This window comes from Pleomorphomonas sp. NRK KF1 (genome assembly GCF_023721755.1).
GTDB lineage: Bacteria > Pseudomonadota > Alphaproteobacteria > Rhizobiales > Pleomorphomonadaceae > Pleomorphomonas.
On the sequence record NZ_JAMDLH010000001.1, the window covers coordinates 60,557 to 76,006 of the forward strand.

The 15,450-nt window shown below is 65.3% G+C and carries 15 protein-coding genes; 7 read left to right on the forward strand and 8 right to left on the reverse strand.

Annotation, left to right across the window (positions count from 1 at the left end):
- Positions 1-25 precede the first annotated feature (25 nt).
- Entirely contained in the window at positions 26-1,171 is a 1,146-nt protein-coding gene (gene nagA, locus M4J39_RS00340; RefSeq protein WP_251725521.1) for an N-acetylglucosamine-6-phosphate deacetylase, read from the forward strand.
- A 133-nt stretch (positions 1,172-1,304) separates the two neighbouring features.
- Here the strand turns inward: nagA and coaA are convergent, their stop codons facing one another.
- The 3 genes from coaA to hisF all read right to left on the reverse strand — a co-directional run bounded on the left by coaA (position 1,305) and on the right by hisF (position 3,469).
- Complete coding sequence (gene coaA, locus M4J39_RS00345; RefSeq protein ID WP_251725523.1) at positions 1,305-2,258, reverse strand: type I pantothenate kinase; 954 nt, start codon at positions 2,256-2,258, stop codon at positions 1,305-1,307.
- Between the two features lie 99 nt (positions 2,259-2,357).
- Positions 2,358-2,687 (reverse strand): phosphoribosyl-ATP diphosphatase, encoded by a 330-nt coding sequence (locus tag M4J39_RS00350; RefSeq protein WP_251725526.1) that lies wholly within the window; start codon positions 2,685-2,687, stop codon positions 2,358-2,360.
- 5 nt (positions 2,688-2,692) lie between these two features.
- The gene (hisF, locus tag M4J39_RS00355) at positions 2,693-3,469 is read right to left on the reverse strand and encodes an imidazole glycerol phosphate synthase subunit HisF (RefSeq protein ID WP_251725528.1); all 777 of its coding nucleotides are present in this window, start codon (positions 3,467-3,469) and stop codon (positions 2,693-2,695) included.
- Positions 3,470-3,883: 414 nt separating this feature from the next.
- On the opposite strand from hisF, the gene M4J39_RS00360 reads away from it, so the two are divergent.
- Positions 3,884-5,359 carry a PAS domain-containing methyl-accepting chemotaxis protein gene (locus tag M4J39_RS00360; RefSeq protein ID WP_251725530.1) on the forward strand — a complete coding sequence of 492 codons (1,476 nt, stop codon included), beginning with the start codon at positions 3,884-3,886 and terminating at the stop codon, positions 5,357-5,359.
- Positions 5,360-5,418: 59 nt separating this feature from the next.
- Here M4J39_RS00360 and M4J39_RS00365 read toward each other — a convergent pair whose 3' ends face one another.
- A complete protein-coding gene (locus tag M4J39_RS00365; RefSeq protein WP_251725533.1) occupies positions 5,419-6,291 on the reverse strand; it encodes an SDR family oxidoreductase in 873 nt (290 codons plus the stop codon).
- A 158-nt stretch (positions 6,292-6,449) separates the two neighbouring features.
- Here M4J39_RS00365 and hslV point away from each other — a divergent pair, with 158 nt between their 5' ends.
- The 3 genes from hslV (at position 6,450) to M4J39_RS00380 (ending at position 9,794) form a co-directional block, all read left to right on the forward strand.
- Positions 6,450-7,004 (forward strand): ATP-dependent protease subunit HslV, encoded by a 555-nt coding sequence (hslV, locus tag M4J39_RS00370; RefSeq protein ID WP_251726757.1) that lies wholly within the window; start codon positions 6,450-6,452, stop codon positions 7,002-7,004.
- Positions 7,005-7,070: 66 nt separating this feature from the next.
- A complete protein-coding gene (gene hslU / locus M4J39_RS00375; protein WP_251725535.1) occupies positions 7,071-8,366 on the forward strand; it encodes an ATP-dependent protease ATPase subunit HslU in 1,296 nt (431 codons plus the stop codon).
- Between the two features lie 345 nt (positions 8,367-8,711).
- Positions 8,712-9,794: a LacI family DNA-binding transcriptional regulator gene (locus tag M4J39_RS00380; RefSeq protein WP_251725538.1), complete on the forward strand. Its 1,083-nt coding sequence runs from the start codon at positions 8,712-8,714 to the stop codon at positions 9,792-9,794.
- A gap of 66 nt (positions 9,795-9,860) precedes the next feature.
- Here M4J39_RS00380 and M4J39_RS00385 read toward each other — a convergent pair whose 3' ends face one another.
- A complete protein-coding gene (locus tag M4J39_RS00385) occupies positions 9,861-10,913 on the reverse strand; it encodes an aldo/keto reductase (RefSeq protein ID WP_251725542.1) in 1,053 nt (350 codons plus the stop codon).
- A 148-nt stretch (positions 10,914-11,061) separates the two neighbouring features.
- Here M4J39_RS00385 and M4J39_RS00390 point away from each other — a divergent pair, with 148 nt between their 5' ends.
- Complete coding sequence (locus tag M4J39_RS00390; protein ID WP_251725545.1) at positions 11,062-11,946, forward strand: YicC/YloC family endoribonuclease; 885 nt, start codon at positions 11,062-11,064, stop codon at positions 11,944-11,946.
- 47 nt (positions 11,947-11,993) lie between these two features.
- A complete protein-coding gene (gene gmk, locus M4J39_RS00395; RefSeq protein WP_371875357.1) occupies positions 11,994-12,596 on the forward strand; it encodes a guanylate kinase in 603 nt (200 codons plus the stop codon).
- A 3-nt stretch (positions 12,597-12,599) separates the two neighbouring features.
- Here the strand turns inward: gmk and rsmA are convergent, their stop codons facing one another.
- The 3 genes from rsmA to M4J39_RS00410 are packed head-to-tail and all read right to left on the reverse strand — an operon-like array spanning position 12,600 to position 15,444.
- Positions 12,600-13,442 carry a 16S rRNA (adenine(1518)-N(6)/adenine(1519)-N(6))-dimethyltransferase RsmA gene (gene rsmA, locus M4J39_RS00400; protein ID WP_251725550.1) on the reverse strand — a complete coding sequence of 281 codons (843 nt, stop codon included), beginning with the start codon at positions 13,440-13,442 and terminating at the stop codon, positions 12,600-12,602.
- Positions 13,439-14,467: a 4-hydroxythreonine-4-phosphate dehydrogenase PdxA gene (gene pdxA / locus M4J39_RS00405; protein ID WP_251725553.1), complete on the reverse strand. Its 1,029-nt coding sequence runs from the start codon at positions 14,465-14,467 to the stop codon at positions 13,439-13,441. The genes rsmA and pdxA overlap by 4 nt, the downstream gene beginning before the upstream one ends.
- 11 nt (positions 14,468-14,478) lie before the next feature.
- Positions 14,479-15,444, reverse strand: a complete 966-nt coding sequence (locus M4J39_RS00410) for a SurA N-terminal domain-containing protein (protein ID WP_251725555.1) — start codon at positions 15,442-15,444, stop codon at positions 14,479-14,481.
- Positions 15,445-15,450 lie beyond the last annotated feature (6 nt).

The window sequence follows — 15,450 nt, forward strand, 5'->3', positions numbered from 1 at the left end:
CGTCACCACCCTAGGAGACGTTCCCATGTCCGCCCTTCACATCCGTGGTATCCGCCTGTTCGACGGCAATGCTTGGCACGACGATGCAGAGATTGCTGTGGAGGATGGTCGCTTCATCGCCGCCGACAACCTGCCGGCCGGCACCGAGGTGATCGATGCCGGCGGACTTCTGGCGGTGCCCGGCTTCATCGACCTTCAGGTCAACGGCGGCGGTGGCATCAACTTCAACGACGATCCGAGCGTTTCGACCATCGAGCGCATTTGCGCCGCTCACGCACATTTCGGCACGACGGCCCTGTTGCCGACGCTCATCACCGACCGTCGTGAAGCCCGCACCGAGGCCATTGCCGCCGGTCAGGCGGCGCGGGCGGCTGGCGTGCCGGGCTATCTTGGCCTGCACCTCGAAGGACCGCATCTGTCGGCGGCCAAGCGAGGCGTCCACGCTGTCGCCTACGTGCGCCAGATGGAGGAGGCGGATATCCGGGAGCTGATCGGAGCGCTCACGAGTGCCGGCCCGACGATGCTGACCGTGGCCCCCGAATCGACCTCGGTCGAGGCCGTGCGTCGCCTCGCCGAGGCCGGCGGCATCGTCAGTCTCGGCCACACCGATTGCGACTATGACACGGCGCTGGCCTACATCGCCGCTGGCGCCAGCACGGCGACCCACCTCTTCAACGCCATGAGCCCGTTCGGTCATCGGACCCCGGGCATGGTCGGCGCGGTCCTGGACAGCGGACTGTCGGCCGGGCTCATTGCCGACGGGATCCACGTCCATCCGGCGGCGGCGCGCGTGGCGCTCAGGGCCAAGCGCGGGCCGGGGCGGATTTTCCTCGTCACCGACGCCATGCTGACCATCGGCACCGATTTGCCGGACTTCGAACTCAACGGCCGGACCATCTTCCGCCGCGACGGCCGCCTGGCACTCGCCGATGGCACTCTGGCCGGCGCCGACATCGACATGCTCTCTTCGGTGCGTTACGCCGCCGATCACTTCGAGATCGGCCTCGACGAGGCGATCCGCATGGCCACCGTCTATCCGGCCGAAGCCATGCGCATCGGGAACCGCAAGGGGCGGGTCGCGCCCGGCATGGATGCCGATTTCCTGCTTCTGACGCCGGATTTCGAGCTCAAGTCGACATGGATCGGCGGCAACAGGCTCTTCTCGGCCTGAGCCGCTCCTTCATAGCGGTTCCGCTTGATCTGGACTCATCCAGCTCAAGCGGGTTTCGGCCTGGCCGGCCGGCGCCCGGTCGGGCGCTTCCGTCAGGCTCCGTCCGGAAGGTCGAGACCTGACGCGAGCGATATCACAGCTTCCTGAGCATCACCTGCTCGATGGCATGACTGGTGCTCTTGCGCAGGACGAGGTCGGCCCGAAGGCGGGTCGGCTGGATGTTCTCGCGAAGATTGGCGAGGTTGATGCGCGTCCAGAGGCCGACGGCGGTGTCCAGCGCTTCCTCCTCCGAGATCTCGGCATAGCGGCGGAAGTAGGACTGAGGATCGCGGAAGGCGGTTTGTCTCAGGCGCATGAAGCGCTCGACATACCAGCGTTGGAGATCGGCTTCGTCGGCGTCGATGTAGATCGAGAAGTCGAAGAAGTCGGAGACGAAGGGGATGCCGCGCCCGTCGCGCGGCAGCTTCCCGGTCTGGAGGACGTTGAGGCCCTCCAGAATCAGGATGTCCGGCTGGTCGACGACGATGCGTTCGTCCGGCACGATGTCGTAGACGAGATGCGAATAGACCGGCGCCCAGACGTTCGGCGTGCCGGCCTTGATGTCGGTGAGGAAGGAGAGCAGGGCAGCCCGATCGTAGCTCTCCGGAAAGCCCTTCTTCTCCATCAGGCCTTCCTCGCGCAGCACGGCGTTCGGAAACAGGAAACCGTCCGTCGTGACGAGGTCCACTTTCGGCGACGATGGCCAACGCGACATCATTGCCCTCAGGATGCGCGCCGTCGTCGACTTGCCAACGGCCACCGACCCGGCGATGCCGATGATGAACGGCTTCTTGGCATCGGTGCGGCCGAAGAAGCGGCGCGTCGAGGAATGCAGCGTTTGCGCCGATTCGACATAGAGCGACAAGAGCCGCGACAGCGGCAGGAAGATGTCCGACACCTCGTCGAGCTGCACCGGGTCGTTGAGCGCGCGCAGGCGGATGACGTCGTCGAGCGACAGCGTCAGGGGCATGCCGGCCCTGAGTACGGCCCAGTCGGCGCGGGTATAGACTTCGTAAGGCGACAGCGCTTTCCGCACGAACTGTTCCATTCGTCACCATCTCCGGATCGCCCCGGGCGATCCGCTGATCTCGGATACATGGCGGGATACGGCCGCCGGCTTCTCGGCCGGCGTGCCATGGTCTTGAGGTCAGTCGGCCGGTCGGCTGGCCTTTTCCTGGAGGCCGGATTGGGCCGTACGGCGCTTGAGCTCGGCCAGCACTTCGTCGAGTGGCACGCCTTTCAGCGCCAGCACCACGACGAGATGATAGAGGAGATCGGCGCTTTCGTAGGTCAGCGCGTCGGCGTCGCCGTTCACGGCGGCAATCACCGTCTCGACGGCTTCCTCGCCGACTTTCTGGGCCGCCTTGGCGATGCCCTTGTCGGCCAGCTTGCGCGTGTAGGAGGTGGCGTCGCCGTTCTTGAGGCGATCTGCGACGATCGTTTCGAGATCGGAGAGGGTGAAGGTGCTGTCAGCCATGCCGATCATCCCTGGAGGCGGACGGGAACGCCGGCCGCGGCGAGATGCGCCTTGGCCTCGCCGATTGTGAAGGTACCGAAGTGAAAGATCGAGGCGGCGAGCACCGCGCCGGCATGGCCGTCGCGAATCCCCTCGACGAGATGGTCCAGCGTGCCGACGCCGCCCGAGGCGATGACCGGCACCGATACCGCGTCGGCAATGGTGCGGGTGAGCTCGAGGTCGAAGCCGATCTTGGTGCCGTCGCGGTCCATCGAGGTAAGCAGGATCTCGCCGGCTCCGAGCGAGACGACTTCCTGCGCGTACTCGACGGCATCGATGCCGGTGGCCTGTCGCCCGCCATGGGTGAACACTTCCCAGCGCGCCTTGCCGTCATCCGAGCTGACGCGCTTGGCGTCGATGGCGACGACGATGCACTGGTTGCCGAACTTCTCCGAGGCGCGGCGAACGAGATCGCGGTCGCGGACGGCGGCCGACATGATCGACGCCTTGTCGGCGCCGGCCAGCAGCAGTTCCCGGATGTCTTCGACGGACCGGACGCCGCCGCCCACCGTCACCGGCATGAAGCAGCGCTCCGCCGTACGACGAACGACATCGAGAATGGTGCCGCGATTCTCGTGGCTCGCGGTGATGTCCAGGAAACAGAGTTCGTCGGCGCCGGCCGCATCATAGGCGGCGGCGGCCTCGACCGGGTCGCCGGCGTCGATGAGGTCGACGAAGTTGACCCCCTTGACCACCCGGCCGTCCTTGACGTCGAGACAGGGGATGACACGTGCTTTGAGCATTGGGGGTCACCGCGATTGAAATGCGCCCATTTCTTATACGGCTCCACGAACGGATGCCAGTCCCATGGCGCCGAACAGGTTTGCGATGGGCGGGAGGCGGCGAAGAGGCTCCTGGGCGTGTGGAAAGCCGCCGCGTCGCTCGTGGGCCGTCGTCGGAAGACTTGGTCACGCTCAGAACGAGGCGAATCAAGAATATGCACCCTCAAGTAGAGCATTTTACTTATAGGGAATTCGCGCGGTTTAAACGTTCCGTCAATAAATGCTCAGTTAATTAAGGTGGATGGATGTTTTGGCGGCCATCGGGTCGCAATGTGTTCTAGGTTGTCGCCGCTGTATGCACCTTGCATGCTTTCTTTGTTCTTGAAGGCAAGCATTTGGTGATGCCGGTCAGCAAAGAGGGTAGGAGCGAGGATCATGTGGCCCTTTTCAAGTCATGAGGCTGCGGTGCTTGCCGCTCTCGATCGTTCCCTGGCGGTCATCGAGTTCGATCCGACCGGAAAGATCCTGACCGCGAACGCCAACTTCCTGAAGGTCATGGGGTACGAACTTGCCGACATCGTCGGCAAGCATCATTCCCTGTTCGTCGATCCCGCAGAGGTCCAGAGCCCCGCCTATGCCGCTTTCTGGCGCGAACTGCAGTCCGGCCACTTCATGTCGGCCGAGTTCCGCCGCATCGCTAAGGGAGGTCGCTCGGTCTGGATCCAGGGCACATACAATCCTCTGCTGGACAAGTCCGGCAAGGTCTACCGCGTGGTCAAGTTCGCCACCGACGTCACCGATCGCAAGCTGGAGGACGTGAAGGTCCAGGGGCAGATTGCCGCCATCAACCGTGCCCAGGCCGTCATTTCCTTCGAACCGGACGGAACGATCATCGAGGCCAACGAGAACTTCGAAAAGGCGCTCGGCTACAAGCTCGCGGACATCGTCGGCAAGCATCATTCCATGTTCGTCACGCCCGAGGAACGCAACAGCCCGTCCTACAAGAAATTCTGGGATGATCTTCGCGCCGGCCAGTTCAAGTCCGACGAGTTCCACCGGATCGGCAAGGGAAACCGTGACGTTTTCCTGCAGGCGACCTACAACCCGATCTTCGACGGCACCGGCCGGCTCGTCCGCGTCACCAAGTTCGCGACCGACATCACCGCCGTCATGGAACGGCGGCGCAAGCGGCAAGCCGCTCAGGCCGAAATCAACCGCGAACTGGCCGAAGTGGCCGACATGATTGCCCGTTCGAACGCCGAGGCGGCGGGCGCCAACTCGACGGCGGGAATCACCGCCTCGAACGTCCAGACGGTTGCGGCCGGCGCCGAGGAGCTCGTGTCGTCCGTCGGCGAAATCAGCCGTCAGGTGAGCGTCGCGCTGTCGGTTTCGCAGGAGGCCGTGACGCAGGCCGAGTCCGCCACCCAGGTGGTGTCTGGTCTGGCGACAGCGGCGCAGAAGATCGACCAGGTGGTCGAGCTCATCAACACCATTGCCGGCCAGACCAACCTTCTGGCGCTGAACGCCACCATCGAAGCGGCGCGGGCCGGCGAAATGGGCAAGGGCTTCGCGGTCGTCGCGCAGGAAGTGAAGCAGCTGGCCGCTCAGACCTCGAAGGCGACGGAAGAGATCGCCAGCGAGATCGCGGCGGTGCAGACCATCTCGTCCAAGGCAGTGCAGTCCATCGACGGCATCACCGCCATCATCACGCGCATCAACGAGGTCTCCTCGTCGATCGCCACGGCCGTCGAAGAGCAGGCTGCGGTGACGCAGAACATGTCCGGCAGCATGCATACCGCTGCGAGCGGCGTCGAGGATATCGCCAAGGCGCTGGCCGACATCAGCAGCTCGACGCAATCGATCGACGAGGCGGCCAACAAGCTGCAGAAGGCAGCGGCAACGCTCGCCTGATCATCGCTCTCAAATCGCCGGAAGCCGCCCCGTCGCCGCTGGTGACGGGGCGTTTTCGCTCAGCGCCAGGTTCCCTCCGCCCACATGCGCGCGAAGGCGGTCCGGTAGTCCGGGTAGGCATAGGCGAGCCCGAGTTCGGACTTGCTCTTGAGATTGGCCACCCGCTTGTTCTCGCCATAGAAGCTGCGGGCCATGGGGGAGAGGTCCGCCGTCTCGAAATCCTGCTCGGGCGGAGGTTCCACGCCCATGAGTTCGGCGGCATAGGCGACGACATCCTGCGGTGGCGCCGGTTCGTCGTCCGTGATGTTGAAAAGGCCGCCGGCGCCTGTCGCAAAAACCCGCTCCACGCCGGCGGCTATGTCTTCGACATGGATGCGGTTGAACACCTGTCCGGGCTTGACGAGGCGCCGGGCGCTGCCTTCGGCAAGGTTGACGAGCCCATTGCGGCCGGGGCCGTAAATGCCGGAAAGGCGCAGCACGGCGACCGGTACGCCGGCCTTTTCGCCGAAGGACAGCCACTCGTTTTCCGCCTTCACCCGGGCGAGTGACCGGGCGCTCCTCGGCCGGCATTCGGACGTCTCGTCCACCCAGGCGCCATCATGGTCGCCATAGACGCCGACCGTCGAGAGATAGGCGATGGAGACGAGCGATTTCTCGGCGGCGAGCGCCTCGGCGAGCACGGGTAGCACCCGGTCGCCGCCGTCTTGCCCCTCGGCGGGGGCGATGGAGACGAGAAGGTGCGTGACGCCGGACAAGGCAGGCTTCAGCGCTTCGGCAGCCTCCGGCGATCCGTCGAAAAGGCGCATTTCGGCGAGTGGAGCCAAGGCGGCGGCCTTTGCCGCGGAACGGGTCGTGCCGACCGCTTGCTCGGGCGAGAGGCGGCGCAACACCGCCTTGGCGCTATAGCCGAGGCCGAAGGCCATGAGCTTCATCGGACGATCTCCTGAGGGTCGGAACGGTGTCGGAACCGTGATGTGGGCGTTGCCAGAGGCAAGTTGCATAAAGGCATTTCCGTCCTACATAAAGGCGTCATTCAGGGACGGTTCCCACGCTTCGGGTGGTTGGCCGTTGCCACAAGGAGCATCTGATGATGGAACACACGAATCCGTCCACCTGGTACGGCACCACCATCGTATCGGTCCGCAAGGACGGCAAGGTGGTGATCGCGGGCGATGGACAGGTCACGCTCGGCGCCACCGTGATCAAGCACACGGCCCGCAAGGTGCGGCCGCTCGGGCGGGGCGACGTGATCGCCGGTTTTGCCGGCGCCACCGCCGACGCCTTCACCCTCTTCGAGCGCCTGGAAGCCAAGCTGGAACAGTATCCCGGCCAGTTGATGCGCGCCTGCGTCGAACTCGCCAAGGATTGGCGTACCGACCGCTATCTTCGCCGCCTCGAGGCGATGATGATCGTCGCCGACGCCAATGTGACGCTGGTTCTGACCGGCACGGGCGACGTGCTCGAGCCCGAGGGCGGCATCGCCGGCATCGGCTCGGGCGGCACCTATGCTCTGGCTGCCGCGCGCGCGCTCTCCGACAGCGGCCACGACGCCGAGACCATCGCTCGCAAGGCGATGAAGATCGCCGCCGACATCTGTGTCTACACCAACGAGAACGTCGTCGTCGAAAGCCTTCCCAAGGCCTGAGTTCCATCCCTCCGGATCGCTGGCCCCCGCGCGCCACTCCGGATCGCTCCACCCGAGGATAAAGCCATGCCCGATTTCTCGCCCCGCGAAATCGTCTCCGAACTCGACCGCCATATCGTCGGCCAGAAGGACGCCAAGCGCGCCGTCGCCATCGCGCTGCGCAACCGCTGGCGCCGCCTTCAGCTCGATCCTTCGCTGCGCGAGGAGGTGCTGCCCAAGAATATCCTGATGATCGGCCCCACCGGCGTCGGCAAGACGGAAATCTCCCGTCGCCTTGCCCGGCTCGCCAATGCGCCCTTCGTCAAGGTCGAGGCAACCAAGTTCACCGAAATCGGCTACGTCGGCCGTGACGTCGAGCAGATCGTCCGCGATCTTCTCGAGGTCGGTATCTCGCTCGTCCGGACGCAACGACGCAAGGACGTCGAGGCGAAGGCCCATCTCGCCGCCGAGGAGCGGGTGCTCGATGCGCTGGTCGGCACCTCGTCCAGTCCGTCGACGCGTGATGCCTTCCGCAAGAAGCTGCGGTCCGGCGAACTCGACGACAGGGAAATCGAGGTCGAGCTGACCGCCACCGGTAGTCCGGGCGGCATGGAGATCCCCGGCATGCCGGGCGGGCAGGTGATCAACCTCTCCGAGATGATGCAGAAGATGATGGGCGGCGTGAAGAAGACCCGCCGCGTCTCCGTCAAGGACAGCCACGACCTGCTCACCGCCGAGGAGGCCGACAAGCTGATCGATCAGGACAAGATCGTCGCCGAGGCGATCGAGTCGGTCGAGAACAACGGCATCGTCTTCCTCGACGAGATCGACAAGATCTGCGCCAAGGACGGCCGCGACGGATCGGTTTCGCGCGAGGGCGTGCAGCGCGACCTTCTGCCGCTCATCGAAGGCACGACGGTGTCGACGAAGCACGGCTCGGTGAAGACCGACCATATCCTGTTCATCGCATCCGGCGCCTTCCACGTCGCCAAGCCGTCGGACCTTCTACCCGAGCTTCAGGGGCGACTGCCGATCCGCGTCGAGCTGAAGCCGCTCGACAAGGACGATTTCCGCCGCATCCTGACCGAGCCGCAGGCCAGCCTCATCAAGCAGTATGTGGCGCTGATGCAGACGGAGGGCGTGACGCTCGCCTTCACCGACGACGCCATCGACGCCATCGCCGAGATCGCCGTCCACGTCAACGCCACCGTCGAGAACATCGGCGCCCGGCGCCTGCAGACCGTGCTCGAGCGCATTCTCGACGACATCTCCTTCTCGGCCCCCGACAGGTCTGGCGAAGAGATCACCGTCGACGGCGCGGCGGTCAGGGCGGCTCTGGGAGATCTAGCAAACAACACCGACCTCAGCCGTTTCATCCTCTGATGCCCCGCCTCCGGGGAAGAGTTGGCGCTCTTTTCCGGAGGAATCCGGCCTGGAGACGCGCTGAAAACACCTGTCCCGGCTAGGCCTTGGCCTGTCGAATGATTCTGAAGCGCAAGTTTCTTGTTGTTCTCAAGGGTTTTGCGTATATCGTTTCAACGAGATCGGTCGCATCAATGGAACTGATCGGTCGGCCACTCGCCGGGGGGCATGGGTGGCTGACTTCCGGGCGACGCTTGCCGGTTCCTGACCGGTGGGCGTCGTGCGGATTTGGGTTGCGATCTCAGGAAGAGAGACGCCGTTGTCCCTCGTCAGTACAGCCGGCTATCCGGCGCATCGGACGGACAGATGGGTGAAAGTTCAACTCCGCACAACAAGACCGTGAAACTTGCCGACGTGGCGCGCGCCGCCGGTGTCAGCCAGGGAACGGTTTCCAACGTCTTCAACCGCCCCGGCCTGGTTTCGGAACAGTTGCGCGAGCGGGTCGAGGAGGCGGCGAAATCCCTGGGCTATCGCGGTCCCGATCCGCGTGGCCGTCTGCTCAGAGCCGGCCGCGTCAACGCCATCGGGGTCGTGACCGTCGGGCCTCTCAACTGTTTTTTCGACGATCAGTATACCCGTCTGTTCCTGTCCGGCGTTGCCAAGGCCTGCGAGGCGCGCGGCGCCGGCATTTCACTGGTGTCGGCGGTCGACGATGAGATTGCCGCCTGGAACATCCGAACGGCTCTCGTCGATGGTTTCATTCTCAACTGCCTCAACGAAGGCAACATGCTGGTCGAACTGGCCGAGAAGCGAGGCTTGCCGTTCGTGGCGGTGGATTTCCCGGTCGGTCCCGGCTTCGACGTCGTCCGGATCGATGACTATCGCGGTGCGCGCGAGGCGGCCCAGCACCTGCTTGATCTGGGGCATCGGCATTTTGCCGTCTTCACCTTCGAGACCGAGAAGGAAGTGCGCGTCGGCTTCGTCGACGATGTCCGGGCCGAGCGGGCCTCCTTCGAGGTGGTGCGTCGACGCCTGACAGGCTACCGCGATGCATTCAGGGCTGCCGGCCTGCCACCTCAACCGGTATTCGAGACAGGCTCCGAGTTCGACGGCGTCTGCGCCGGTGTCGATGCCGTGCTCGCCGCCAACCCGGACACCACCGCCTTTGTCTGCGCCTCCGACCGCGTGGCGCTCCATGTTATTGCCTACCTGCGCTCGCTGGGGCGCAAGGTTCCCGAGGACTTCTCGGTGATCGGTTTCGACGGCATCGAGGAGGCGGCCAGCTCCATTCCTCCCCTCACCACCATTTATCAGCCGGCCATCGGCAAGGGCGAGGCGGCCGTCGAGCTCATTCTTGGCGACAAGTCCGACGATGTCGGTGGGCGCGTGGTCGAACTCCCGATCGAGCTGATACGCGGCGCATCCACATCGTCGCCGCGCGCGAAGTGACGCATAGGGTTCGTTTGCATTGCACCGCCGGTGAGCCAGCCTCACCGGCGGTGTCGTCTTCTCCGGTCAGGGCGTTAGCCCGAACAGGCTGAGATCGGCCGGTCCCAGGCGATCCCTGGCGGTCTGGAACTGATGCCAGTACGGATAGAGCAGCGGCAAGGCGCTCACCTCGTCGAGCCGCTTGCGTTCGCCCTCGGAAAGCTGGAGATCGGCGGCCTTCAGGTTGTCGGCAAACTGCGCTTCCGTACGGCCGCCGATGACGACCGACGTCACGCCGGGCCGGCCCAGCAGCCAGGCAAGCGCCACCTGGGCCGCGCTGACGCCGCGCCCATCCGCGATCTCCACCAGCGTGTCGACGATGGTCCAGAGACGATCCTCGTCGCGGATCGGCGGTTCGGTCCAGCCGGCGAGCTGGCGCGTCCCCTCCGGCGCGGCGGCATTGCGACGATGCTTGCCGGACAGAAGGCCGCCGGCGAGCGGGCTCCAGACCAGGATGCCGAGGCCTTGGTCGAGCGAGACCGGCACCAGTTCGTATTCCGCTTCGCGCGCTTCGAGCGTGTAGTGGATTTGCTGGGACACGAAGCGCTGGCGATGCTCCGCCGCCGCGGCGCCGAGAGCCTTCATTATGTGCCAGGCCGAGAAGTTGGAGCAGCCGACGTAGCGGACCTTGCCGGCGCGCACCAGGCTGTCGAGCGCTTCCATGAACTCTTCCACCGGCGTTAGCCCGTCCCACTGGTGCACCTGGTAGAGATCGATGGTCTCGATCTTGAGACGGCGCAGGCTGGCTTCGCAACCGGCGACGATGTGATGGCGGCTGAGACCGCGATCATTGGGGCCGGCGCCCATCGGAAAGCGGACCTTGGTGGCGATGAGGACGTCCTTGTCCTTGCGCTCCTGCATGAGATCGCCGACGATCTCCTCGGACAGGCCTTCCGAATAGACATCGGCGGTGTCGATCAGATTGACGCCGGCGTCGATGCAGATATCCACGAGCCGCGCCGCCTCCGAGAGGCCGACGGCGCCGACCTTGGCGAAGGCGCCCTTACCACCGAACGTCATGGTGCCCATGGTAAGCGTCGAGACCTTGAGGCCCGAGCGGCCGAGCAGACGGTATTCCATTGGCTTCCTCCCTTGGTTCCGGGACCGAACCTATGTCACGACCGGGGAGCTGTGAAGACGATCGTCGCATTGGCGCGGTTGGTCCCACTTTTTCCCTTGGCGCTTCGGCCCGCTGGTGTAAAAGCCGGCATGAACTGGAGGTGAGACCATGCCGCTTAACAGCATGACAGGATTTGCCCGCCTCGACGGCTCGGCGGCCGGCAACCGCTTCGCCTGGGAATTGCGCGCCGTGAACGGTCGAGGTCTCGACCTCCGGCTGCGTCTGCCGCCCGGCTTCGACGCGGTGGAAGCGGCGGTACGACGGAAGGCGTCCGAGGCGTTGTCGCGCGGCAACGTGTCGATCAATCTGACGGTGACACGCGAAACCTCCACCCAGACCTTCCGTATCGACGAGGCCTTGCTTTCCACCCTTATCGACACCGCGCGCCGTCTTTCGGGAACGCCCGGCATTCGCGACGCGTCGCTGGACGGGCTTCTCGCCGTGCGTGGCGTCGTCGAGGTGGTCGAAGCGGCGCCTGACGAAGAGAGCGCGAAGGTCTTCGAGGCCGAGCTCGTTTCGACCTTCGGCAAGGTGCTCGCCGATTTCCAGGCCTCGCGTGCCGCCGAGGGCGTGGCGCTGTCCCGCATCCTGGGCGATCAGGTCGACGAGATTGCCCGTCTCGTCGCCGAGGCGGAGGCCCTGCCGGCCCGGACGCCCGAAGCGATCCGCGATCGCCTTGAGGAGCAGCTCGCCGTGCTGCTGGCGCGCGAAGACATCGATCCGCAGCGCCTTCACGTCGAGGCGGCGCTGATCGCCACGCGGGCCGATGTTCGCGAGGAGATCGACCGCCTCAAAGCCCATATCGCCCAGGCGCGGGAGCTGATGGCGAGCGATGCCGCCGTCGGCCGCCGGCTCGATTTCCTGGCGCAGGAATTCAACCGGGAATCCAATACCCTGTGCTCCAAGTCCAACGACACGGCCCTGACGCGGATCGGCCTCGCCCTGAAGGCGGTGGTCGATCAGTTCAAGGAGCAGGTGCAGAACGTCGAGTAAGTATCATGGTCGCTTCAGATCACGTTCGGTTTCCCCGCCGCGGACTCATGTTCGTCATTTCCTCGCCGTCCGGCGCCGGCAAGGGCACGCTGTCGCGCAACATTCTCGAAGCCGACCGCGACATGACGTTGTCGGTTTCGGTGACGACGCGCGATCGTCGCCCCAGCGAAATCAACGGCGTACACTACCATTTCATCTCCCAGCAGCGCTTCCTGTCGATGCGAGATGGCGGTGAGCTCCTGGAGTGGGCCGAGGTGCACGGCAACTATTATGGCACGCCCCACGCACCTGTGGAGGAAGCCCTGGCCTCCGGCCGCGACGTGCTGTTCGACATCGACTGGCAGGGCGCCGCGCAACTCCGCGAGAAGATGTCGGACGACGTCGTTTCGGTGTTCATTCTGCCGCCGTCGATGGCCGAACTTCGCTCGCGCCTCACGCGCCGGGCCGAGGATGCGCCCGAGGTGATCGAGAAGCGACTGGTCAACGCCCGGCGCGAGATCGCCGAGTGGTCCAACTTCGACTATGTGGTGGTCAACGACGATCTCGACGCGGCCTTTGCCGACCTCACCGCCATCCTGCGCGCCGAGCGCAGCCGTCGCTCGCGCGCGGCCGAGGGGATCGAAGGCTTCGTCGGAACGCTTCTGGCCTGATGCCTATCGCATCGCCCGCCAGGCGTTGGCGATGTCGACGAATCCTCTGACCGGGATCGTCTCGGCGCGCGCCGTCGGGTCGATACCTGCGGCGGCGCAAAGGGCAAGTGGATCGACGCCGAGGGTCTTGAGGCTCTGCCTGAGCATCTTGCGGCGTTGGCCGAAGGCGGCGGCGGTGACCGCCTCAAGGTCGGCTTGAACGCAGGGCAGGGGCTCGGGGCGTGGAGCGAAATGCACCACCGTCGACGTCACCTTGGGTGGTGGCACGAAAGCCTTGGGCGAAATGTCGAACATCTGCGTGGCATAGGACCGCCAGCCGCAGAGCACGCCCAGGCGACCATAGGCATCGTCGCCGGCCGTGGCCGTGATGCGGTCGGCCACTTCCTTCTGGAACATCAGCACCATCGCCGTCCAGCGCGGCGGCCAGCTCTCTGGCGAAAGCCAGCCGGTGAGGAGCGGCGTTGCAATGTTGTAGGGCAGGTTGGCCATGATCACCGGCGGCTCGTCGCCAAGGGCGGCGCTGTCCACCTCAAGCGCGTCACCTTCGATGATGTGCAGCCGACCGGGGTAATGGGCGGCAATTTCCTCAAGGGCGGCGATTGCCCGTCGGTCGCGCTCGACGACATGCACATGCGCCGCGCCGGCCGCTAGAATGGCGCGCGTCAGTCCACCGGGGCCTGGGCCGATCTCGACGACGGTTCGACCGTCGAGACTGCCGGCGGCGCGGGCGATGCGGGCGGTCAGGTTCAGGTCGAGAAGGAAATTCTGCCCGAGGCTCTTCAGGGCTGAAAGACCATGCCGCTCGATGACGTCGCGCAACGGCGGCAGGTCGTCGATCTGGCTCATGCCGTCGCTCCGATCGCCGCCATGCGTCCGGCCATGCGGAAGGCTGCGATCAGGCTGGACGGGTCGGCGACGCCTTGGCCCGCAATGTCGAGCGCCGTGCCGTGGTCGGGCGACGTGCGGACGAACGGCAGGCCGAGCGTCACATTGACGGTCTCGTCGAAGGCGATGGTCTTCACCGGTATCAGAGCCTGATCGTGGTACATGGCGAGCACCACGTCATAGGTCTTGCGCGCGGCGGCATGGAACAAGGTGTCGGACGGCAGCGGCCCGCGTGCGTCGACGCCTTCGGCGCGCAGCTCGCTGACGGCGGGCGCGACGATCTCCATGTCCTCATGCCCCATGGCACCCTCTTCGCCGGCGTGGGGGTTGACCCCGGCCACCGCAAGACGCGGTCGAGCGATGCCGAACTTCGTCTTCATCTCCCGGTCGACGATGCGGCCGGCCTTGACGATCATCTCGCCGGTCAGCGTCTTCGGCACGTCGCGGAGAGCGATATGAACTGTGACCGGAACGGTTGCGAGTTCCGGCCCGGCCAGCATCATGATCGGCTCGTGGGGAGTATCGGGCCACAGCCTGCGGGCAAGCTCGCCGAGGAACTCGGTATGTCCTGGGAATTTGAAACCGGCAGCATAGAGGTTGGACTTCTGGATCGGTGCGGTGACGATGCCGGCGGCAAGACCACCGCGGATGTGCCGGACCGCCATCTCGATGGAGGCGATCGTGGCCGCCGCCGTCACGCCCGACAGCTCGCCGGGCCGATCTTCGACCGGATGTCCGAGGTCGAACACCGGCAGGGCATCGGCGAAGACATCGCATGCGGTTTCCGGCGTCGCCACCACGAGAGGCGTCGCAAGGCCCAGGCGATCGAGGCGGTTCCGCACGAAAGCTGGATCACCCACCACGTAGAAGGGCGGCAGCTCCTTCTCCCGCCTTTGAAGCCACGCTTTCGCGATGATCTCCGCTCCAATTCCCGCGGGCTCGCCGATCGAAACGGCGAGAGGAAGTCTCGGCTTGTTGGCGGACATATGTGGCCTGCTCAGCGATAGATGATGTTGGCTTTCTGCCGCAGCTCCTGGGTGAGCTTCTTTGAGGTTTCCTCGCCGCGCTTGTCGAGCGCCTCGGCATCGAGCCCTGCTGCGACGGCGGCTTCGCCGGTCACCGCGATCTTGCTGCAGATCGCATACATCTCGAAGCCGAGGTCGGAGCGTTCCGGCGGCGTCAGACGGCCTTCGGCGGTCTTCTCAAGTGCTTCCTTCAAGGCCGGAGGCACTTCGCTCGCCAGCTTGCGACCGACGTTGACGACAGCCACCTCTCTGAGGCCCCTGGCAAGTGCGAGCCCTTCGTTGCAGCTGCGGAACTTGCCCCGCAGCGCCTCGGCTTCGGCCTTGCGGCGACTGACGACGGCCGGGGAAGCGCTCCTCTGCACGGCGAATACCACGCGCTGGAGCATGTAGTCGTTGGCGGTGACGGCGTCGGCGTTTTTCTCGCGGTTGCGCATCTGCTGGATCAGGTCGGCGGACTCCGCCTTGATGTCCTGCTGGATCTTGGACCGTATGATGCGCCCCCACACCATTTGCGCACGAATGCGGTCCTTGAAGGTCTTGATGGGCACGCCGCCCGAGCTGAGCGCCTTTTCGAACTGGGGAAGCGTCATCTTCGAGCGCGATGCGATGCTGGTCAGGGCGGCGACCACCGCGTCCTCGCTGACCACGACCCCGCGTCGCGCGCCTTCCTGAAGGCGAAGCTGCTCGTCGATCAGCTCTTCCTGGGCCGCCTTGGCGGCCGCTCCGGCCGGAAGATGCATGGCGAGCTGGAGCAGGCGGGCACGCGCCTGAACATCCATCGTCGTGATCGCCTGGTCATTGACCACGACCTTGATGGTGCTTGCCGCCTGGACGGGCGAGATCACGGCGAAGCCGGCGGGCGACATCGAGACCACCGCAGCAATGGTTGCGGCCAGCAGCGCGCTCCGCATGTTTCTTGCGATCGTCACGATGTGCATGTCTAC

Excerpts from the sequence above, each read along its gene's own strand:
- nagA (WP_251725521.1), top strand. The coding sequence starts at position 26 with ATGTCCGCCCTTCACATCCGTGGTATCCGCCTGTTCGACGGCAATGCT.
- coaA (WP_251725523.1), bottom strand. The coding sequence starts at position 2,258 with ATGGAACAGTTCGTGCGGAAAGCGCTGTCGCCTTACGAAGTCTATACC.
- M4J39_RS00350 (WP_251725526.1), bottom strand. The coding sequence starts at position 2,687 with ATGGCTGACAGCACCTTCACCCTCTCCGATCTCGAAACGATCGTCGCA.
- hisF (WP_251725528.1), bottom strand. The coding sequence starts at position 3,469 with ATGCTCAAAGCACGTGTCATCCCCTGTCTCGACGTCAAGGACGGCCGG.
- M4J39_RS00360 (WP_251725530.1), top strand. The coding sequence starts at position 3,884 with ATGTGGCCCTTTTCAAGTCATGAGGCTGCGGTGCTTGCCGCTCTCGAT.
- M4J39_RS00365 (WP_251725533.1), bottom strand. The coding sequence starts at position 6,291 with ATGAAGCTCATGGCCTTCGGCCTCGGCTATAGCGCCAAGGCGGTGTTG.
- hslV (WP_251726757.1), top strand. The coding sequence starts at position 6,450 with ATGGAACACACGAATCCGTCCACCTGGTACGGCACCACCATCGTATCG.
- hslU (WP_251725535.1), top strand. The coding sequence starts at position 7,071 with ATGCCCGATTTCTCGCCCCGCGAAATCGTCTCCGAACTCGACCGCCAT.
- M4J39_RS00380 (WP_251725538.1), top strand. The coding sequence starts at position 8,712 with ATGGGTGAAAGTTCAACTCCGCACAACAAGACCGTGAAACTTGCCGAC.
- M4J39_RS00385 (WP_251725542.1), bottom strand. The coding sequence starts at position 10,913 with ATGGAATACCGTCTGCTCGGCCGCTCGGGCCTCAAGGTCTCGACGCTT.
- M4J39_RS00390 (WP_251725545.1), top strand. The coding sequence starts at position 11,062 with ATGCCGCTTAACAGCATGACAGGATTTGCCCGCCTCGACGGCTCGGCG.
- gmk (WP_371875357.1), top strand. The coding sequence starts at position 11,994 with ATGTTCGTCATTTCCTCGCCGTCCGGCGCCGGCAAGGGCACGCTGTCG.
- rsmA (WP_251725550.1), bottom strand. The coding sequence starts at position 13,442 with ATGAGCCAGATCGACGACCTGCCGCCGTTGCGCGACGTCATCGAGCGG.
- pdxA (WP_251725553.1), bottom strand. The coding sequence starts at position 14,467 with ATGTCCGCCAACAAGCCGAGACTTCCTCTCGCCGTTTCGATCGGCGAG.
- M4J39_RS00410 (WP_251725555.1), bottom strand. The coding sequence starts at position 15,444 with ATGCACATCGTGACGATCGCAAGAAACATGCGGAGCGCGCTGCTGGCC.